31 protein-coding genes and 1 tRNA gene are annotated in these 17,868 nt (G+C 62.7%); 6 read left to right on the top strand and 26 right to left on the bottom strand.

Annotated elements, in window-relative coordinates; translation table 11 throughout:
- Nucleotides 1-3 precede the first annotated feature (3 nt).
- From ACUCV0_RS05300 to ACUCV0_RS05250, 11 genes are all read right to left on the bottom strand, one after another.
- Nucleotides 4-1,314 carry a phage portal protein gene (locus ACUCV0_RS05300; RefSeq protein WP_482212214.1) on the bottom strand — a complete coding sequence of 437 codons (1,311 nt, stop codon included), beginning with the start codon at nucleotides 1,312-1,314 and terminating at the stop codon, nucleotides 4-6.
- Entirely contained in the window at nucleotides 1,307-1,471 is a 165-nt protein-coding gene (locus tag ACUCV0_RS05295) for a hypothetical protein (RefSeq protein ID WP_166655923.1), read from the bottom strand. Before ACUCV0_RS05295 ends, ACUCV0_RS05300 begins: the two co-directional genes overlap by 8 nt.
- On the bottom strand, nucleotides 1,468-3,201 hold the full coding sequence (locus ACUCV0_RS05290; RefSeq protein ID WP_482212213.1) for a terminase large subunit: 1,734 nt from the start codon (nucleotides 3,199-3,201) through the stop codon (nucleotides 1,468-1,470). The genes ACUCV0_RS05295 and ACUCV0_RS05290 overlap by 4 nt, the downstream gene beginning before the upstream one ends.
- Nucleotides 3,201-3,686 carry a phage terminase small subunit P27 family gene (locus tag ACUCV0_RS05285; protein ID WP_482212212.1) on the bottom strand — a complete coding sequence of 162 codons (486 nt, stop codon included), beginning with the start codon at nucleotides 3,684-3,686 and terminating at the stop codon, nucleotides 3,201-3,203. The genes ACUCV0_RS05290 and ACUCV0_RS05285 overlap by 1 nt, the downstream gene beginning before the upstream one ends.
- Before the next feature lie 182 nt (nucleotides 3,687-3,868).
- On the bottom strand, nucleotides 3,869-4,234 hold the full coding sequence (locus tag ACUCV0_RS05280) for an HNH endonuclease (RefSeq protein ID WP_482212211.1): 366 nt from the start codon (nucleotides 4,232-4,234) through the stop codon (nucleotides 3,869-3,871).
- Entirely contained in the window at nucleotides 4,234-4,473 is a 240-nt protein-coding gene (locus ACUCV0_RS05275; protein ID WP_482212210.1) for a hypothetical protein, read from the bottom strand. The genes ACUCV0_RS05280 and ACUCV0_RS05275 overlap by 1 nt, the downstream gene beginning before the upstream one ends.
- 9 nt (nucleotides 4,474-4,482) lie before the next feature.
- Nucleotides 4,483-6,093 (bottom strand): cellulase family glycosylhydrolase, encoded by a 1,611-nt coding sequence (locus ACUCV0_RS05270; protein ID WP_482212209.1) that lies wholly within the window; start codon nucleotides 6,091-6,093, stop codon nucleotides 4,483-4,485.
- Nucleotides 6,094-6,372: 279 nt separating this feature from the next.
- Nucleotides 6,373-6,603: a hypothetical protein gene (locus ACUCV0_RS05265; RefSeq protein ID WP_208690969.1), complete on the bottom strand. Its 231-nt coding sequence runs from the start codon at nucleotides 6,601-6,603 to the stop codon at nucleotides 6,373-6,375.
- Nucleotides 6,600-6,851, bottom strand: coding sequence for a hypothetical protein (locus ACUCV0_RS05260; protein WP_133861859.1), 252 nt, complete (start codon nucleotides 6,849-6,851; stop codon nucleotides 6,600-6,602). Before ACUCV0_RS05260 ends, ACUCV0_RS05265 begins: the two co-directional genes overlap by 4 nt.
- Complete coding sequence (locus ACUCV0_RS05255) at nucleotides 6,848-7,174, bottom strand: hypothetical protein (protein ID WP_482212208.1); 327 nt, start codon at nucleotides 7,172-7,174, stop codon at nucleotides 6,848-6,850. The genes ACUCV0_RS05260 and ACUCV0_RS05255 overlap by 4 nt, the downstream gene beginning before the upstream one ends.
- Nucleotides 7,174-7,470 (bottom strand): hypothetical protein, encoded by a 297-nt coding sequence (locus ACUCV0_RS05250; RefSeq protein WP_208690967.1) that lies wholly within the window; start codon nucleotides 7,468-7,470, stop codon nucleotides 7,174-7,176. Before ACUCV0_RS05250 ends, ACUCV0_RS05255 begins: the two co-directional genes overlap by 1 nt.
- A gap of 95 nt (nucleotides 7,471-7,565) precedes the next feature.
- Here ACUCV0_RS05250 and ACUCV0_RS05245 point away from each other — a divergent pair, with 95 nt between their 5' ends.
- The 4 genes from ACUCV0_RS05245 to ACUCV0_RS05230 all read left to right on the top strand — a co-directional run bounded on the left by ACUCV0_RS05245 (nucleotide 7,566) and on the right by ACUCV0_RS05230 (nucleotide 8,794).
- A complete protein-coding gene (locus ACUCV0_RS05245) occupies nucleotides 7,566-7,751 on the top strand; it encodes a type II toxin-antitoxin system HicA family toxin (protein ID WP_482212207.1) in 186 nt (61 codons plus the stop codon).
- A gap of 50 nt (nucleotides 7,752-7,801) precedes the next feature.
- Nucleotides 7,802-8,221 (top strand): type II toxin-antitoxin system HicB family antitoxin, encoded by a 420-nt coding sequence (locus ACUCV0_RS05240; RefSeq protein WP_482212206.1) that lies wholly within the window; start codon nucleotides 7,802-7,804, stop codon nucleotides 8,219-8,221.
- The gene (locus ACUCV0_RS05235; protein WP_482212205.1) at nucleotides 8,218-8,442 is read left to right on the top strand and encodes a helix-turn-helix domain-containing protein; all 225 of its coding nucleotides are present in this window, start codon (nucleotides 8,218-8,220) and stop codon (nucleotides 8,440-8,442) included. Before ACUCV0_RS05240 ends, ACUCV0_RS05235 begins: the two co-directional genes overlap by 4 nt.
- A 67-nt stretch (nucleotides 8,443-8,509) precedes the next feature.
- Complete coding sequence (locus tag ACUCV0_RS05230) at nucleotides 8,510-8,794, top strand: hypothetical protein (RefSeq protein ID WP_482212204.1); 285 nt, start codon at nucleotides 8,510-8,512, stop codon at nucleotides 8,792-8,794.
- A gap of 226 nt (nucleotides 8,795-9,020) precedes the next feature.
- On the opposite strand, the gene ACUCV0_RS05225 is transcribed toward ACUCV0_RS05230, so the two are convergent.
- From ACUCV0_RS05225 to ACUCV0_RS05155, 15 genes are all read right to left on the bottom strand, one after another.
- Nucleotides 9,021-9,096, bottom strand: a tRNA-Asn gene (locus ACUCV0_RS05225).
- A 47-nt stretch (nucleotides 9,097-9,143) separates the two neighbouring features.
- Nucleotides 9,144-9,869, bottom strand: coding sequence for a polysaccharide lyase family 7 protein (locus ACUCV0_RS05220; RefSeq protein WP_482212203.1), 726 nt, complete (start codon nucleotides 9,867-9,869; stop codon nucleotides 9,144-9,146).
- 6 nt (nucleotides 9,870-9,875) lie between these two features.
- Nucleotides 9,876-10,067: a Com family DNA-binding transcriptional regulator gene (locus tag ACUCV0_RS05215; protein ID WP_145012452.1), complete on the bottom strand. Its 192-nt coding sequence runs from the start codon at nucleotides 10,065-10,067 to the stop codon at nucleotides 9,876-9,878.
- 291 nt (nucleotides 10,068-10,358) lie between these two features.
- Entirely contained in the window at nucleotides 10,359-10,922 is a 564-nt protein-coding gene (locus tag ACUCV0_RS05210) for a hypothetical protein (RefSeq protein ID WP_482212202.1), read from the bottom strand.
- A gap of 2 nt (nucleotides 10,923-10,924) precedes the next feature.
- On the bottom strand, nucleotides 10,925-11,227 hold the full coding sequence (locus tag ACUCV0_RS05205) for a hypothetical protein (protein ID WP_482212201.1): 303 nt from the start codon (nucleotides 11,225-11,227) through the stop codon (nucleotides 10,925-10,927).
- Nucleotides 11,205-11,636, bottom strand: coding sequence for a hypothetical protein (locus ACUCV0_RS05200; protein WP_482212200.1), 432 nt, complete (start codon nucleotides 11,634-11,636; stop codon nucleotides 11,205-11,207). The genes ACUCV0_RS05205 and ACUCV0_RS05200 overlap by 23 nt, the downstream gene beginning before the upstream one ends.
- A complete protein-coding gene (locus tag ACUCV0_RS05195) occupies nucleotides 11,633-11,983 on the bottom strand; it encodes a RusA family crossover junction endodeoxyribonuclease (RefSeq protein WP_482212199.1) in 351 nt (116 codons plus the stop codon). The genes ACUCV0_RS05200 and ACUCV0_RS05195 overlap by 4 nt, the downstream gene beginning before the upstream one ends.
- Nucleotides 11,980-12,282, bottom strand: coding sequence for a Ref family recombination enhancement nuclease (locus ACUCV0_RS05190; RefSeq protein WP_482212198.1), 303 nt, complete (start codon nucleotides 12,280-12,282; stop codon nucleotides 11,980-11,982). The genes ACUCV0_RS05195 and ACUCV0_RS05190 overlap by 4 nt, the downstream gene beginning before the upstream one ends.
- On the bottom strand, nucleotides 12,279-12,476 hold the full coding sequence (locus ACUCV0_RS05185) for a hypothetical protein (RefSeq protein ID WP_482212197.1): 198 nt from the start codon (nucleotides 12,474-12,476) through the stop codon (nucleotides 12,279-12,281). The genes ACUCV0_RS05190 and ACUCV0_RS05185 overlap by 4 nt, the downstream gene beginning before the upstream one ends.
- Complete coding sequence (locus tag ACUCV0_RS05180; protein ID WP_158891916.1) at nucleotides 12,473-12,793, bottom strand: hypothetical protein; 321 nt, start codon at nucleotides 12,791-12,793, stop codon at nucleotides 12,473-12,475. The genes ACUCV0_RS05185 and ACUCV0_RS05180 overlap by 4 nt, the downstream gene beginning before the upstream one ends.
- Nucleotides 12,790-12,999 carry a hypothetical protein gene (locus ACUCV0_RS05175; protein ID WP_288477117.1) on the bottom strand — a complete coding sequence of 70 codons (210 nt, stop codon included), beginning with the start codon at nucleotides 12,997-12,999 and terminating at the stop codon, nucleotides 12,790-12,792. Before ACUCV0_RS05175 ends, ACUCV0_RS05180 begins: the two co-directional genes overlap by 4 nt.
- Nucleotides 12,996-13,790 carry a hypothetical protein gene (locus ACUCV0_RS05170; protein WP_482212196.1) on the bottom strand — a complete coding sequence of 265 codons (795 nt, stop codon included), beginning with the start codon at nucleotides 13,788-13,790 and terminating at the stop codon, nucleotides 12,996-12,998. The genes ACUCV0_RS05175 and ACUCV0_RS05170 overlap by 4 nt, the downstream gene beginning before the upstream one ends.
- Nucleotides 13,777-14,748, bottom strand: coding sequence for a helix-turn-helix domain-containing protein (locus tag ACUCV0_RS05165; protein WP_482212195.1), 972 nt, complete (start codon nucleotides 14,746-14,748; stop codon nucleotides 13,777-13,779). Before ACUCV0_RS05165 ends, ACUCV0_RS05170 begins: the two co-directional genes overlap by 14 nt.
- Complete coding sequence (locus ACUCV0_RS05160) at nucleotides 14,745-15,566, bottom strand: phage antirepressor KilAC domain-containing protein (RefSeq protein WP_482212194.1); 822 nt, start codon at nucleotides 15,564-15,566, stop codon at nucleotides 14,745-14,747. Before ACUCV0_RS05160 ends, ACUCV0_RS05165 begins: the two co-directional genes overlap by 4 nt.
- Before the next feature lie 148 nt (nucleotides 15,567-15,714).
- Nucleotides 15,715-15,930: a YdaS family helix-turn-helix protein gene (locus tag ACUCV0_RS05155; RefSeq protein ID WP_482212193.1), complete on the bottom strand. Its 216-nt coding sequence runs from the start codon at nucleotides 15,928-15,930 to the stop codon at nucleotides 15,715-15,717.
- A gap of 87 nt (nucleotides 15,931-16,017) precedes the next feature.
- Between ACUCV0_RS05155 and ACUCV0_RS05150 the strand changes: the two genes are divergently transcribed.
- Nucleotides 16,018-16,845 carry an XRE family transcriptional regulator gene (locus tag ACUCV0_RS05150; protein WP_482212192.1) on the top strand — a complete coding sequence of 276 codons (828 nt, stop codon included), beginning with the start codon at nucleotides 16,018-16,020 and terminating at the stop codon, nucleotides 16,843-16,845.
- Nucleotides 16,846-17,512: 667 nt separating this feature from the next.
- A complete protein-coding gene (locus ACUCV0_RS05145; RefSeq protein ID WP_482212191.1) occupies nucleotides 17,513-17,842 on the top strand; it encodes a hypothetical protein in 330 nt (109 codons plus the stop codon).
- The last annotated feature ends 26 nt before the right edge of the window (nucleotides 17,843-17,868 follow it).

Here is a 17,868-nt window from a genome sequence, read left to right as displayed (position 1 = left end):
GAGTTACCCCTTGGAGTTTGCCGGTTGGTCCAGCCAGTTCTGCAGAGCAGCCCTTGCGGCTTGCCCATCGTTGCCCTGACCGAGCAGATCGATCGGAGACAGGTTGGTTTGCACGGTGAGCACACCGGCGTTGCCGCCCATCCTGGGCAGGTTCTCCTTCATGCGGCACTCGTCTCGGGTCCAGATGCCGTTCTGCACCATCTGCGAATAGAGCGTGGCCCGTGCCGCGCTATCGGCGCGCAGCAGGCCCTCAATGGCGAACTCGGGATAGAGCTGCCGGCGCTGGATCGGGGTCAGGAGGCTGCGGACGATGGACTCCTCGATGCGGCGCAGGTAACTGCGCAGCGTGAAGGTGATGAACCGCAGCAGCTTCTGCTCCAGGCCGGTGCCCCAGTTGGAGGCCTTGTCGCTGTAGCCCACCAGGGTCGGGTCCACCAGGAAAAACCGGCAGATGTCCTCGGCGCTGTACTCGCGGGACTCCAGCAGTTGGGCGTCGACCGGGTTGATGCCGATGACCTGGGCCTTGACGCCCTTCTCCAGCACCGGCGACTTGCCCGCGTTCATGGCGCCGCTGATGCGCTGCACATAGTCGCGGAAGTCGTCGCGCTGCTGCTTGTTCAGCTCTCGATCCACCTCGAAGGCCACCGTCTGGTGCATGCCGTTCTTGAAGGTGGAACTGGCCACGTCCTCGGCGGACATCGCCGACCCGAAGACGTTGGCGCCGTACGCGATGGGCGAAAGGCCGATCTGCCCATCCAGCGAGAACGCCGGGATGTGCATCATGTTGCTGGTGGGAATGTCCCGCAGCTGCCCGTTCTTCTCCCGGTACCGGTAGATGATCAGCCCGTTGTCGTCGACATCCAGGTCCATGCGGCCCGGCAGCAGGAATTCCAGCGCCACGACACGGCCGCTGATGCGGACGATCTCGACGAAGGCGTTGCCCTTCAGCAGCATGGACGTGACCACGGCCTCCCAGAACTGCACTGCGGTCATGCGGCTGTTCGGTGTGGTGTTGAGGATCCAGTGCAGATCGTTGTCACCGGCAACCTCGCGGCCGCCGTCCGGCAGGCGACGGTAGAGGCCCAGCGGCAGGGTTGCGATCGTCTCGGCGACCAGCCGGACGCAGGCCCAGCAGGCCGCCAGGCGCATGGCCTTGTCGACCGTCACGTTCTTGCCATTGGAGGACGTCGTACCGACCGTCTGCGCCCAGATGTTGGCCGCGCTGCCGGACAGCGACCGGCCCACCCAATCGATGATCGAGGTCTGCGGTGCGGACACCGCGCTGCTGAGTACGGACAGGAGGGACTTAGCCACTGGTCAGCCCTCTTCGAATGAATGCCGCCGCGGCAAAGCACGAGGCAGCACCCGCGAGCAGCGCCCAGCCCAGGCCGAGCAGGATGAAAACGCCGGCCACGGCCAGGCCGAAGCCCAGCACTGCGATCAGCAGGTAGAGGATCGATGCGGTGCTCATTCGAATATGGGGTCCCGGATTGAATCCATGAATCGGTCCATGCCGCCGTCGCCGAGCGTGACCTTCGCCATCGCCCGCCCCACCGCCATGATCAGCGCCACGGCGCCGTCGATCTTGTTGTCATCGCCCTGCTTGATCGGCCGCACGACGTCGTCGTTGCCGGGCAGGTTCTTGCCCACCACGTTGCCGATACACCAGGTCATGATCGGGTTGCCGTCGTGGTGGAAGCGGCCCGACTCGATGGCGGCTTCGAGCTCCTTCATCGGGTCGGACATGTTGGTGTAGTTCTGCACGATGGTGACGGGCGTCAGGCCCTCGTCATCGAGCTGGTGGCTCAGGTTCGTGGCGCCGTGCGGGTCGATCGGGCTTTCCAGTACCGGGGCGGCCTGGTTGGCTTCCTTGGCTTCCTCGAGGATCTCGCGGTAGTCAATCTCGGCGCCGGCGGTGACCTGCAGGTCGCCGGTGTTGATCCACTTCTGGAAGCGTTCGGCCATCCGCCTGTTGTCGGTGTCGTAGGCGGTGTCTTCCGGCACCCAGAAACCTGGCGCCACGCTGTAGTAGTGGATCTTCCCGTCGATCACGCGCCAGAACAGTCGGGCCATGGAGTTCATGTCCAGCTTGCGCGCCAGGTCGAAACCCAGGATGCACTCCTGCCCCTCGAACTGTTCCAGGGTCAGCGTCTTGTCTTCACAGGCCTTCCAGTTCTCGACGTTGAAGAAGCCCGCCTTCGCGCTCACCCACAGGTTGAGGTGCTTGGTCTTGAAGGTGTTGGTGAAGCGGGCCGAGCGAATCGCCCGGGCCAGCTGGCTCTCCAGGTACTCCTGGAACACCGACACCCCCATGCAGGGGTTGGCCTTGGCCAGGTTCTTCGGGTCGGTCCAGTCGTCGCCCTCGTCGAGGGTCCAGATGTAGCCGAACAGCTCCGGATCCGGTACCGCGCCGGACAGCATCTCGATGACCTGGCGGCGCTTGTCGTAGCAGGGGCCCTCGATGTTGGCGCCGGCCGTGGTGATGATGAACATCAGCGGCTGCCGGCGGGCGCCCATGCCGGTGAGCATGGTGTCGTACTGGGCCGAGCTGTCGTGCTCGTGGAATTCGTCGATGATCGCGCAGCTGGGCGACGCACCGTCGCCCGGGTTGCCAATCAGCGGCTCGAAGCGGCTGCCCTCGGCCGGCACGTTCATGTTCGAGGCGTTCACCTCGATTCCGGCCGCCTCGATCAACATCGGCGAGCGCTTCACCATCAGCCTGGCCGGACGGAACACCTCCCAGGCCTGCTTCTCGGTGGTGGCGCCACTGTAGACCTCGCCGCCGAACTCGCCGTCCGCCACGAACATGCTGATGCCGACGCCGGCGGCGACGACGCTCTTGCCGTTCTTGCGCGGCACCTCCCAGTAGCTCTCGCGGAAGCGCCTGAAGCCGGTCTTCTTCTTGACCCACCCGAAGGTGACGGCCATGCCGAAGGCCTGCCAGGGCTCCAGGGTGATCAGCTGGCGCTTGAACGCCCATTCACCCTTGGTGTGAGGCAGCAGCTGGATCAGCTTCAGTTTCTTCTCGGCTTTGCCCGGGTCGAACTTGTAGGGGTAGCCCTTGGCGCGGCTGTCGGCCACGTCGTCGAAGTGCCGCTGGATCGCTTGGTGGATGTAGCGGCAGGCGGGCACCTTGCCCTTCAAGACGGACCGAGCCCACACCAGCGCCTTGTCGACATTGGGGGTCTTGGTCTTGGCCATCAGGAACTCAGTAGCGCCGCAAATTGGTTGGTGTCTTTCTGCTTGTTGCCACCGATCAGCCGGGTTCGGCTGGCCGGGTCCAGGCCCAGCATCGAGCCGAAGGTCACCATCTGCCGCATCGTCTCGTTGGCCGCCGTCAGGGCTGGATTCTTCATCGGCCCGCCCTGGGCGCCCTCCACGACGATGCCGTGGGTGTTGATCGATTCCTGGGCCATGCGCCAGTTGCCATAGGCCGTGCAGAAGGCCTCGACGTTGTGCAGGTCGGTGAGCGCCAGCACGTTCTCGCGCAGCAGCTCGGGAATGATCATCTTCCACATATCCGCCGCGCGGTCGTTCAACCACTCGGGCGGGTCGACGTTGGTGACGGTGGAGAACTGGGGTTCGGCCTTGTTCAAGGCCCGCTTTCCGGGGTTACCGGCGAGCTGTTTCTTGGCCGTGGGCTTCGGCTTGCGACCTCGGCCAGCGACCGCCGCTGTGCCGCCCATGGCGCGACTCCTGAATTTTTAATTTCGCGGGTGTAAAAAAACGACGGGGGGCGCGGTGTCCGTGACGACGGCCCCAGGGTTTTGACCCGCCCCATCTTGGTGCAGCACGTCACTGATGTGCTTCAACGGGGCTCTGACGTGCTACACAGGGGTTCTGGCGTGCCACATCGGCCCGAGGCGTGCTACACGGCCGGCCTGCGACCCGCAGCGGACTCCCGCAAGGTCTTCACCCGATGGCAGTCATGGTTGATCGCCGCCAGGTTGCTCAGGCTGTCCATGCCACCTTGGGCGAGCGGCACCACGTGATCCACCTCATGGGCTGGCCTGACGCGCTCCAGGCGCTTGCAGTCCTTGCACTGGCAGAGGTAGCTGTCACGCTTGAGGACCTCCTCACGCGTACGCCGCCACGGCCTGCCACCGCGGCCTGAGCCCTGCCTGGTTGCCCAGGCCTTGGCTTGGTCCGTGTGCTCATCGCAGTAGCCGCCAGCGGCACGGGTCAGCACCTGGCAGCCCTTGGCGCGGCATGGCTTGTTCGGCCGGAGCGCCATCAGAGTAGATTCCCTGCCAGGTCACGCCGGGGCGCCTGTTCGTCGGGGCCATCGGCCTGCTGCTCGGCGAGATAGTCCACCATCTCGCGGTTGCTCTCGGCCAACAGCCTGTTGCTCTCGGCCAGCTCCAGCATCGCTTGGGTCTGCCGTGCCAGGGCACCAAGCAGATGGTCGAGAGGCGTGACCGGTACCGACTGGCTGATGCCGAGCGGCTGGCCATCATTCATCAGGTTGTTCATCACGGCCTCCTAAGCCCTGGGCGCCTTCCACTCGGCCATACGCTCACTGGCGCGTGCCCTGATCAGGTCGCGGGTGGCCGCGTGGCCAGCGTCGTCAAGGTTCATCTTCTCGCCGTTCATGGCGCCATCACCGCCGGCGATCCACAGGGTGACCGGGACGCCGTTGGCCTTGGCCTCATCCAGCGCTCTGGTCAGCGCCGCACGACCAGAGTCGGTGGGCGGGATACCGGTCTCACCGACAAACCCGCGCAGGCCCTTCGCAGCGAAGTAGCTGTAGGCCGGGCGGAAGACGTTGGCCACCTGCTCGACCGGGAAGGCGTTCAGGTTGCCGCTGTTGTACTTGCCGCTGGAGTCGCCGCTGAGGTCGCCGTAGCCGTGAACCTCGGGGATCCAGTTGTTCGCCGGGTCCTTGATGCCAGCCGCGAACGAGCCGCTGACGGTTGCCCAGTTGCGCGCGGATGCCCACTGGTTGCCGCAGATGAACACCGGCTTGCTCGTCACCTTGCGGATGATCGGCAGCATGATGTTCACGTCGGCGACGACCTTGGCTTCCATCGCCGTGACCGTGAGGCTGTCCAGGGCACCGCCCGAGGCGTAGGGCTCATTGCCCAGGCCGTAGCCCAGGATCATCGGCTCATCGAAGGTCATCACCATGGATACGAGATGCTCGCCCAGGTCGGATGCGCCCCATCCGTTGGCGTCGTCGATGAACGCCAGCTCCTGGCGCCTCCATCGACCGCCCTGCCCGGCTGCTTCACCGGCCGGTAGCAGCGCACCAGTCTGCTTGCGAACGCCATCCACCAGCGCGGTCTGGTGGCGGTACATGCGCCAATAGTGGTGAGGGTCGAAGATGACCAGCGCCTCGCCGTTCGAGTCCTCGCGGATCCAGCTGAGCACGGTCTTCATCTTGGCGACAAAGGTCGGGTCGAGTTGACCGCCCTTCACCGGCAGACCGGTCGAGTCGATCAGCGTGGCGCGCTGGAGTCCATAGGGGAAACGGATCAGCCGGACGCCCAGGTCCCGCACGTAGAGGCGAACGTCTGCACGGCTCGGCCATTTGAAGTGGGTACCCGCCTCGCCCGGCAGCACCTGGTTGGCATTGGAATGCGCGGCCAGGTTGATACCGAGGAACGGGATGTTGCGCAGCACTGCGGGACCAGCGACCGGTTCGGGCTTCGGATCTGCCGGGGCCACCACTACGGGCGTCTCCGGTACCGGCTGCGGCGCTGGGGTCGGCGCGGGCTTCGCGTAGCGCTCGCGGATGACGGCAGGCTTGCCAATGACCTTGGACGAGTCGCCGATGGCCTGATCGATGGTAACGACGGCCCGCACGATATTGCCGTCCACCGTCAAGACATTCACCGCCTGGCCAGTGGCTAGCTGAATCACCACTTTTCCGGCCTCCAGAGCACGGTTCCAAGGCAGCGCCAGCTCCTTCCCTTCAGCTTCCCAGATCACAGTGGTCAGCGGCAGACTCGCGGCAGGCGTCTCTGGTACTGGATCGGGCAGCGCTGGCTGGCTCGCCGCTATTGCGGCCTCGGTCAGGGCTTTGCCTGCGGTTTGAACATCAGCAATGGCTTGCGCAAGCTTTGCGCTGGCGGCGCTTACAGCGTCGGGCATGGCGGTCTCCGGTGTGGTTGGCACCGGAATGCACAGCTCGGGCCGATGATGTGGGTTACGAAAACTAGGTGCCGGCCATGTGAAGGCCGACGAATACGCCGAACATCACCGCAGCAGCGATGACGACTACCATTCCCCACATCTGCCCGGCTGGCGGGGTGGTCCGCATGGGCGGCGGGGATGGCGGCGACCGGCGTCCGACGTACTCGACAGTCGGGGGTCGAGGCGGAGTGCGTTTTGAGGCGCCATCACAACGAGGCCAAGGCTCGTCAGGCTTGATCATTTTCCATCCCAGCCCAATTGCTTGAGGTCGCCTTCGATGCGATTGATCCGCTGGCTTATCAGGTCAAGAACCGGGCGCCGGGCAACAGCGACCATCTCATCATCCTGATAGCTGCCGTTGACGGCGACGGTAAAGCCACCCTTCTTCTCGGCGTCATCACGGACCTTCTTCAGCCTGTCTCGCTCTGCGAACAGGGCCTGAGCAGTGGCGATCTGCTGTCGGTTCACGGGTAGCCCTCCAGCGGTTCGCGGTGGCCGCCCCACTGCTCTGGCAGCGTGCAGGCCGTGACCTGAAGGCGGTATAGCTTGGCTGGGAGCTGCATCGAACCGGCATCGAAGCCAGGCGCAGCGACCCAGATGGTCTGCAGCGTGTTGCGGCACTCCCAGGTACGGGTGACGTAGCCGGAGCCGGTACCCACCAAGAAAACCACGATCAAGGCCAGAACCCAGCGAAAGACTGTGCGTGCCTGTCTCATCCGTGCGCCCTCCTCACCCGGCGCTGCAGCTGGCGACGATCGCGGCCATCCACCAGCGCGCCGATCCGGCGGAAGAAGTAGGCGCCGCAGAAGATCGTGTGACCGACCACCAGGGCGCTCGCCATGCTGTTATTGATCAGCTTCCATGGCTCCATCAGCCACAGGGTCATGTGCGCCAGCACGTACAGGGTCGAAGCCGTGACGATGAACATCACCTCGGTCCGATCGTCTTGGCGGAACCGGTTGCCGTTGACGGCGAACCAGATGCACCGGGCGATAACCAGACCGTAGGCCAGGACGGCGGCAATGGAGATCAGCAGCATCAGTTGGCTCCAGGCGGGTTGAACCGCTCTATCGCGCCCTTCACCTTTACTTCAAGCATCCCTAGCACGGGGTAGGCGCAGAACCCGAGCACCATCAGGTAGCCCGAGCGGTATTCGTTGGTCATGGGGATGAAGTAGCCCGACACCTTGCCGACGAAGAAGGCGGTCAGGAACTTGATGGCGAAGCTCTTCGCGGAGAACCGCATCTCGGTGGTCGGCGGCCAGAAATAGCTGATCACGCCACCGAAGCCACCAAGGAATCCAGGCATGCACCAGAGCAAGATGGCTTCAAGCATCTGATCCACTGGGCACACCTCAATAAAACACAAATGTATTGACACACCACATTTGTGATGTATAATGAACCCATCAACAGACAGAAGGAGAGTTGATGAAATACAACGAGTTCCGGCAATGGCTGGTAGCCCAAGGAGTAGAGATTTCGAAGTCAGCCAATGGCAGCCACTTCAAGATCTACTACAAGGGCAAGCAGACTACTTTCCCCAATCACGGCGCCAAGGAAATGGGCGAGGGACTGAGGAAAGACATCCTGAAACAGATCGGCCTCAAGGGATGAGGCCGATCCTTCCGGGACTCGAAAGCATCAACTCCTACGAGAGAGGCTCTATGCACTACGCGATTACCGTTCATGAAGAAGCGGGACACTACTGGTCCAAATGCGACGACATCCCCGAGGCCCATAGCGCTGGCGATACGCTCGAAGAGCTTGCCACCAGCGCTGTGGATGGGCTGCGTTGTGCGCTGACCATTTACGTCGACCAGCTCCGCGAGATTCCTCCAGCGTCGCCGGCAAAGCCTGGCCAGCTGCTGGTGCCACTTCCTGCACTTGTGCACGCAAAGATCGAGCTATGGAATGCCATGCGCGCGAAGGGCATGCGCAAGGCTGACCTGGTGCGCTTGTTGGGCACGAGCCAGACCGCTGTGGATCGGCTCGTAGACTTCGAGCACAGCAGCAAGCTGGAAGCGCTGGAGCAGGCCCTGGCCGCTCTTGGGCGCCGCCTGGTCGTCAGCTCGGTGGCCGCGTGACCATTCCGCACGCGGTGGTCGGTTACATGATCATTGGAGGCATGACCCCGGTGGAGGCCTGGCGCAGGCACCTGGGTCTGTCCCAGTCCGAGGTCGCGATGCGCATCGGTATCAGCCAGCCCGCCTATGCCCAGCACGAACAAGCTACGAAACCGAGCAAGGCCATTCGCGAGATGATCGCTGCGGCCCTGGGCATTACGCCAGACCTGTTGGACATCTGAATAGGTGTCACTAAAGATCTGTCGGCAAAGACCGATCTAGAAGCTATTCACTCTGAGGGTTTGGTACGTGCAAAAACAACATGAACAGTTACTGACCGCTTACCGAAAGCTGCAGGAAGCTAGTGAAGATATCAGGAGGATCTCAGCGAGATCGCCTGGTACGGCTCCGATCAATGACCAGTTGCTGACGCTCAATGACGCCATGTCGGAGCTAATAGCCGAGATAGCGTTCCTTCTGGAGCGAGGTGAGTTGGACTGGGAAGCCTTTGCAGGACGCGTCGGTGAAATACTTGGCCCCCTCAACGTAAGTCATAAAGCTTACTTAGCAGCACGCTCACCATCCGAGAAATGATGCCGGCTCTTCCCCGGCGGGCAGATATTGTCGTCCCGGTCGTTCGCGACTTCGTGGGACGCATGGGCGCTGCCACCATGCTTGGCATCTCAGGCTGGAATTGAACCAGCTCGCACCTGGCTTATAAGTCCAGGCGCTGGCGGTACGTGACACCTGGCTATCAACCAGGCCGCCGCTCGCCGCCACAGGTCATATGGCCGCTCTACCGATGAGCTTCTGAGATATATGGCTGGCACGGGAGGGTTCGAACCTCCGACCTGGCGGTTAACAGCCGCCTGCTCTACCGACTGAGTTACATGCCAAGAACGAAAAAGCCCAGCGCTAAGGCTGGGCTTGTGCTGCTAACCCATCAAGAATGGGTAGTGGTGAGCTTGTAGAACCAGGCTTCAGAAGTATCCTTGTCGCCGGTAGATGCCTCAGGAGCTACATCGTTGTAGACGCCAGCCTTGAAGTAAAACTCGGTATTTGGGTCAAGAGCCACCCACTTCGAGAGATCTCCGGAGAAGGGTCTCCGGTCACCATTTACCTCGAAATAGGCAGACAGCTGGCCCGAAGAATTGACCTTGGCGTAGTACTGGATTCGAGCACCCTTTGCTACGCCAGACATCAGCGTGCTGTTCGCCGTATCCGTCTTAGGATCAGGGTTCTCCCGGAACGATACGATCAGATTTCGAGTTCCTTTCCCGTCGTCTTCACACTTAAACTTGAGCAGCGGATTTTTGCCGTTTTCGACATGGATTTGACCGATGAAGGCGCCACCCTTGCCGTCAGAATCCGGAAGATCCTTCACTACAAGGGACGCGCCGATCGAATGAGTACCGCCAGTAGCCTTCCAGTTCTGCTCAGCACTCCCATCCGCCGTATATTCGCGCAGCTCGCTACGAGTCTTTGTAGACAGTTTGGTCGGGGTGCCGTAGACCGGCGCGATGAACTGGACATAGGCGTCAGTGATTTTGAAGTAATCGCTGACCAAAGTGGGCAGCTCGGAAGGCTTATAGGTGATCGCATTGCCAGTGTTGGTATCCACTTCGGGAGTGGTCAGGCTCCAGTGAAGATCAAAGGGTGCAGTAGCCATCTGGTGTTACCTCGTTGCTTGATGAGTAGGTTGTGCAGCTTGGGCTGCTCTCATGTCGCTCAGAGGCGATTGCTCGAGGCTCTTGGCCTTCACATGATTCAACGTCCCGCAGCGGGAACATTTGATCTGGAGCTCGGTAAACTCACCCACGCGGGCGAGTAGTCGGTTGCACTGTCCACAGCGGCAATCTTTCAACATGGTCTGCAAAGCCTCGGTCTGCTAGGCTCCGCCACGCTCGCGCGAGCAGGGGGGCCTTGGCTGGCTTGCAGGACAGCTCTGCAGGTTGGTGTCCGCCGGCGGTGCTCGTAACACCGTCGGTGGTCGCCCTCTTTTCCCTTCAGATACGCAAAAGCCCCGCTCAATGGCGGGGCTTCTGTTTTTGGAGCAGGCATAAAAAAGCCCGACTCCGTGGTCGGGCTTTTCAGTCGAATCTTATTCACGCGCAGAATCGACAAGATAGGGAAATAATCGCTCAACCGCTCATTGGCGTCAAGCAGCAGCGTGAACTAGTAGACCTTCTTCTGTTAGCACTGCCTCAGCTCGACGAAGCGCCTGCGTCACCAGCTGCTCGCAGCGCTTGCCAATGCCGCCCCGCCACCGGCGCCGGGTCTGCTCGGGGCGTGCATCCGGGTCCCAGCTGTTCATGCAGTAGAACGCCCTCGGCAGGACGATCATGTCGGTGGAGCGGCGCCCTTCTACACCGCGCAGCTCAGGGATCGCCCAGGCGGTCACGGCCTTGGAGACGAACAGGCGCGGCGCGGGGGACTCGATGCGCGGGATGATGAAGCCGATGGTGTCCACCTTGCGCGCCTTGTGGGTGCTGTATTTGGCCACGAGCACGGCCCAGTCCAGGGCGGACAACTGGCGATGCAGGCGGGCGTGCAGCAGGCAGTCCATGTCGCGCTGCTCCTGGGGGCTCAGACCGCTACCACCGCGCGCCTCCGGATAGCCGGCGTCGTAGAGCTTCTGCCAGGCCTGTTTGCTGGTGTTGTCGATGGTCTCGGCGGACAAGCATCGGACGACTGCGCTCAGGGTGTCACGGTAGTAGCTCATGGTCAGTCTCCGGTGTAGTGCGAGAAGCCGGCGCCGCGCCGGTTGTTCTCTTGGGTCGGCTGCGTCCGCTGCAGTTTTGCTATCTGGTTCCGTAGGTCTCGAATCATGCGTGCCAGCGTCAGGACCACCTCGCCTTCTGGGATGGGCGATCCATCCGAAGCCAGGACCGCGCCGGCGGCCAGGCACGCCGGGCATTCCCACTCGTAGCCCGTGACGCCAACGTAGGTTCCTGCACCGAAGCAGGCTGGGCACTGGACGGTCGGCTGCACTTGCTTCTTGAGGTCAGGCCCGTGCAGCTTGCGCATTGGCCCTCCGGTCGATCTCCTTCTGGATGTCTTCCATCTCGCCGAGGGCGTGTGACATGTCACGTTGGGCTTTCTGCTCTCCGGCCTTGTTGACGCTGGAGCGGTCCTTCCAAATGCGGCCAGCAAGGCGAGAGCCAGGGCGGCGGGCCGACTGGTAGCCGCGGCAGGCGTGCGCGTTGCTGGCGGCGTTTGTGTAGAGCGACTGCAGCACCATCTTCCGGCGACGCAGGTCGTCATCAGTCGCGTCAGCCATGCGCTGGGCGGCCAGGGCATTGATCTCGGCGATCAGCTCGCGCGCATTCTCCGGGGCGGCCTGGCGGGCTTCGTCGTGGTGACTCAGGAAAACGACCATGGAATGGCCGAGGATCTGACGGGCCAGGCCGGCCAGGTCTTGTGCCGGGTGGTTCATGCCGGGATCTCCTGAATCTCAACTGATACCGTGCCGCCGGCAGTAACCGGGCCGCGGACAATGCGCAGGTCATCGATCTGGCTGTCATCGACCCAGGCACCGCCATGGGTCAGCGCGTCGAGGAGCCCTTTAAGCATGTTGTCCAGGTCGCGCAGGCGCCGATCTGGCGGGCAGGCCGTGATGACCACCTGGAGGCGCCCTTCCCTGCGCTTCAATCTGGCCACGGCGCATAGCTGGGTCACGGCGCGGCTGTACTGGCGACCTCTCTCGCTGATCAGGGTCTTGGCACCGACGCGGCGGTAGTAGGTGTTGTTGCTGGGCGGCCAGGGCAGAACGATGCCAGTCATGCGGCACCTACTTCGGCCAGCAGGCCATGGCAGCGCTGCAGCAGCTCGTCCTGGCTGCCGTAGCGGTCCTCGAAGCGGCGCTTCCAAGGGTGGACGGCGATCAAGCCGGGCATCCCGGTTCCATCCTGGTGGTGGCCAGCGCACAGCGGCAGTACGCGCAGATGGGCGCCAGGCCGGGTGCGGCCGTCGATGTGGTGGATGCTCACGACCGGGTTCAGGCGCCCATCCAGAGGGCAGGCGATGCAGCCCAGGGCGGTGTGGAAGCGCTTCTCGGCGGCGCTGGGGCTCTTGCCCTTCATTCCGACACCTCGCCAGCAGCGCGCGGGCGCGGGGCTCGGCGCTCACGCTTAACCGGCTTGGCCAGGTCCTGCTCGCGCAGGTTGATATAGCCCTCGGTGCGCGGGACATCAGGGTGCATGCCCGAGCCGCGGCAGAAGCCTTGGTCGAAGGCCAGGCGCCTGGCGTCGTCGTATTCCTCCTGGGTGAACATCATGCCGGCACCTGCTGCGCCTTCTGGCGCTCAGGCGCAAAGTCGCCGCGCAGTGGCATGAGCCGAGTCGGACTTTTCTGGCAGAAACCGTGAATGGCCTCTCCCTCATTCGTGAAGCCAGAAAAATCACCAAGGCATACCCAGACGGCTCCTTGGTGACAGTTCCTCAGAAGGCCACACGGGAGAGTGTTAGGTACCGGGCATACATACCAGGCACCGGGTTGAACTAGCTCTACCAGCTCTACGCATTTGCCAACGTTCTCGGGATTTCCGTCAGCCACGATCAGCGCCAGGTCACCCGGCTTGAAGTTGTGATTCATGCTGCCTCCTGGGCTTCGCCCATGATCTGGTGATGCCTTTCGCAGATGGCCTTGGCTTCGTCGAAGGACGGCACGAACAGGCTGATGAACTCGCCGGAGAAACTCGGGCGGTACTCGGCCTCGGCGCCGATGAAGACCTTGCACACCTTGTAGGCGGGGATGGTGTTGCTGATGACGAGGTACTCGCCCTGGGCTTGCCACTTCATGACTTCGCTTTCCGCATCTGCTCGATGGCGGCCAGGGCCTGCGCGCGGCGCTCGTCGAGGTCTTGGGTGGCCTGGACGACCGCCTGCTGGCGGCGCTCTTCCCTCTCGCGGCGGCTCTTGGCCAGGTCGTCGCGGATGACTGCCAGGCGAGCCTGGACTTCGGCGGTGGCCGGCGCGGGGTTGCCGGTGATCAGCCCGGCAATGGCCTGGCCGTTCTTGGTGGGCGCCTCTTGACCCAGCAGCAGGCGCTGCTCGGCGGCGATAGCGGGGCTGACACGACCGAGGCGCTCTGCCTGGTCGACCGCGGCGATACGGCGCTGGGCGTCGAAGCCCACCGAGATGCTCCAGCTGACGGGAACCGCAGCGGCCCTCGCCTGCTGCACAAGGCGCTCGTAGGTGGACAAGAAGGCCATTCGGGCGCCGACCTTGTCGCCAACCTTCAGGATCGGCGCGGCGGCGGCCATCGCCTGGCGGATCTCTTCCGTCATCACGACGGTCTCGAACTCGTCCGACGAAGACAGGCCAATGCTCCAAGCTTCGTCCTTGCCCGGGCGCCCGTCGGCGGCCTGGACGCGCTCCAGGATGGCGGCCAGGGTCAGCTTGCCGGCCAACTGCCGGCGACAGGCCTTCAGTGCGGCGCCTACGGCCTCAGCCGGATAGTCGGCCAGGTCCTCGGCCATCAGCTCAGCCGCGTCGGCGGTCAGGGTCTGCCCCAGGACCTCGGCGGTGGCCACGATGGCCAGGGCCAGCCGGGCGACTTGGTCAGCGCTCAAGCGATCAGAGGAATTCATTCGCGCGGCGCTCCTCGCGGTTCAGGATGCGCTGGGCAGCCTCCTGGCCGGCGTTCAGGTTGGCTTGCTTGCGCTCCTGCTGCTGGGCAGTGGTCGCGTTCATCTGGCGGTTTGTGGCCCACTGGGTGTGGTAGGCCTCGGCGCGGGCCAGCAGGTCGCCCAGGCCATGGCAGCCGTTGATCAGGCGGGAGTCGTTGATGCCGACGAAGTAGGCCGCGACGTGGTGGGCGATGTCGGCGCCCAGGCGGTCAACCAGCTGGCCCACCTGGCCGGCGACCTTGGCGTTCCACACCGGCCATGCGGCGTAGCGCTTGCGGTAGGCCATGGCGTAGTTGGCCCAGGCTTTGAACGTCTTGCAGGTCTGGTCCTTGGGACCGGGCATGTCTTCAGGGATGGCAACACGAGGACCTTGGTCAGCGACCAGCGTCAGCACGGCGGGCTGGGACGGCATCGCCGGCCCGGGCTGCAAGCTCTCTGCCGTAATCTCTGAAGTAATCTCTGTTGTATTCTCTGTAATGTCTGCGGGATTTCCGCAGGCTTGGCTGCTGGAAACCTGCACGCTTGCCTGCGGCTTTCCTGCATCCTTGTTTGCAGGATTCCTGCAAACTGGATTGCGGGATTTCCGCATACTGGATTTCAGGGTTCCCGCATCCAAGTTTGCGACGATGGCGTCCAGGCTGACGCGGTAGAACAGGCGGCACGGAACGCCCTTCTTCATCTCCTCCAACACGCCGACCTTCACCAGCTTCTTACGGGCGCTCTCCTGCTCGGAACGGGTCATGCCGGTCTCGGCCTCCCACTCCTCCATCGTCTTGTAGAACCAGCCGTCAGCGTCGTCGGTGCGGGTGGACCAGTACACGGCCTGGGACAGCATCAGCGCGCCGGTGATACCGATTCCCAGGCCTACGAATGCGCGCTGGAAGGCGATCGGACGATCCAGCAGTTCCTGCAGCTTCACAGTGCTTCCCCTACGAGCAGGGCCAGCTTGGCGAGGCCCTTGGGGGTGATGAGCACCTGGGTGGCAGCGCGCGGTTCGCCCTGCTCGTCGGCGCGGATGGTGGTGATCTTGTGGAGGATGAAGCCGGACTGAATGCGCGGCTGGTACCCAACCCAGCGGGTGCTGCCAGGGCGCTGATAGATCCAGCGGTTCTCCTTCAGCCAGTCGAACAGGCGACGTGGCTGGACCTTCAGGTGCTTGGCGGCGTCGGTGATGCACATGGCGCCACGGGAGCCGGCGATGCGCTCTAGGGCTTCAACCTTCGGCGCGGCCTCGTCCAGGGCGGCATGCTGGCGCTCCAGCTGCTCGGCTTGATCAGCAGCAAGGCGGAGGGCAGCGGCAAAAGACTGGGGCGGCGCAACAGTCAGCGAAGGGGCGACATGGCGCTCCAGTTCGTGCAGACGTCGGATCACCTTGTGGCGCAGCGGGATGCTGTAGCCGGTGATGAGGGTCTCGGTCAGCTCGCGGCTTAATCTGAACATGGCTACATAGCCGCGGGTGTCTCTTTCCCAGCTGAAGCCGCGAGTTTGAGCATGGCTCCGATCGGCGCCATCTCCAAACAGCCTATCCATGATCGATCCCGCGTTCTCGCGGATGTACTCGGTATGCCTGTTCCGGTACTGCTCAAGAACGATCTCGTCGATCGCCTTCTCGCTGAACAACTCGATAAGCATCACGCGGATGTCTCGGATGACGTTCTTGTGCTGCTTGTCCGTCAGATCCGCGATCTCGCGGCTGCTCATGGTCAGGGTGTTGCCGGTAAGGGTCAGGTCGTTCATACTCGGATCACTCCTCGCAGAGTCGCTTCATGAAAAGCCCGGTTGCCGCCGGGCTTTTTTGTGCTTGCGATTCGCGTACTGGACGGAATCACAGCTACTACGGGTGACTGCTGGCGCAATGCCATCCCGTGGATAATGGGATCCATGGTCAGGCGGCAAACGCCGACCAAGGGAACGAGGGGCACAGCTGCTCCTTGCTGAAGGAACCGCCGGTGAGCTTCTCAGCGCGCTTGGCCACGACGGGAGACATGCCGTGCTTGCCGCGAACCCATCCAGACACAGTGCTTTGGTCGACCTCGAGGGCCGTGGCGGTCAGCTCCTGGGTGCCGAAATGCTTCACCAGGCGCAGGAAGATGTTATCCATGCTGTCCCTCCTTACGGGAATTCCCATATCCTAGATTATGGGAATACCGATTTGCAAGGATATGGGCGTGCCCGTAATACTCGGCGCATGGAATTTAAGGACCGCCTAAAGGCAGCCAGGAAGCACGCTCAGCTCAACCAGGCAGAGCTAGCGAAAGCTTCCGGCCTCACCCAGACCTCAATCTCAGATCTAGAGCGCGGAAAGTCCAAAGGGACTGCTTTCGTCGCTCAGCTGGCGCTTGCCTGTGGCGTAGACACTATGTGGCTGGCCGAGGGTAAAGGCGAAATGATTTCCGGCCTCTTGGGTGATGATGCCGCTGCCATGGGTGCCAGCTCGGCTGACATCGTGCGAGAGATGCTGCGCAAGCATGGCAAAGGCCTGTCCGAAGAGGCGCGCCAGCGCATTCAGTCGGCCGCCGAGGAGCAGTCGGAGAGCGCGCCAGTACGCGGCAACGTCATCACTGCCGATTTCTCGCGACCCGGCCTGGTCGGTGACGAGATCAAGATCCCGCACTACGACGTGCGCGCGGCCATGGGCGGCGGCCAAATTCCGGCCGACTACATCGAGCTGCTGCGCGACGTGACGGTAAGCCAGGAGCACCTGCGGCGCCTGGGCGTGGACTACGAGAGCCCTTTCCACCTGAAGATGATCACCGGGTGGGGACAGTCGATGGAGCCGACCATACAGGACAAGGATCCGCTGCTGATCGACGTCAGTATCGAGGAGTTCACCGGTGACGGCATCTACCTGTTCACCCAGGGCGAGATGCTGTTCATCAAGCGCCTGCAGCTCGAGGACGAAAAGCGCCTCAAGGTGATATCGGACAACAGGAATCACGACCCACGGTTCGTGACCAGCGACGACATCTACATCAAGGGGCGCATCCTGCTGGTCTGGAACGCGCACCGGGTCTGACAGCAAGCCAAGGAGGCTGGTATGGGGACGGAACACATCGGGCGTGACCCGTACATGGCTCTACCGATCATCGATGGACCGGTGAAGGGCCAGACATATGCATGGCCACATAGCTCGTTCCAGATGGATTCATCTCCGGGGACGCTAGGCTCGCTGCCCATGCTCACAACCTATCACTTGCGCCTGGATCCCGATCTGGGATGGGTATGGTCAGTGCAGGACCCGCACAGCTGACAATCAGCCAGCTTAGGAGAAGCTTTGGCGAGGAAGAGCGTAGCGTACGTAGGTGCCATCTTGTTCATTGCAGCGGCGGCAACTATCACCGCTGTAGCGCTGTCGTTCTATCTATTTGATTCTTGGTAATTTTATGGGCATGGATTAGTGATGCCAAGGGATATACACGAGGCACTGCACAGGGCAGCTGTAGCTGGTGCATCTCTGGCGGGGCTTTTCGCTAACGTCGTGATGCAGGTCTTCGTTTGACGATTGAGGAACGAGCGATCTTCACAAAGCTATCCACCTACGTCGCTTGCGCACTGAACGTCCTATTTTTGATAGCCACCGTGAGCCTGTGAGCTTTCACCATCTATGCTTGGTGGAGCGACTGACCTAAAGCCAGCCGGCCGGATGCCGATACCCCTGGTGATCACACAGCAAGGAAGCCTGTATGCGATACCTCCTGACCAGCTCGGTCACCCTCTTTCTCGCCGCCCCTGTCTTGGCCGAAGACACCGCCCTCGCCCAGGCCGCGAACGCAATTCGCCCGGCAGTCGAGGCCGCGACTAGCTATACCCAGAAATCCATCCTACAGACCTGGGCCGCCGGCAAAGGGCCGATGGCCGACGGTGCAAAACGAGCTCTCGCGCAGGTGGAGCGTCAAGAACGTATCGACAACCGCGGGCCCCGCCGCTCCATGCAGGAGTGCATCAAGCCGGGCAGCGTGATCGATGATGACGTGAAGGAATGCATGGAGGGGGCCCCAAGCGAAAAAAGATGAATATTCTATTATTGAGCAACCAGCAC

It is taken from the genome of Pseudomonas sp. VMV1 (genome assembly GCF_056790235.1).
This window is presented reverse-complemented; position numbering and strand designations above follow the sequence as displayed.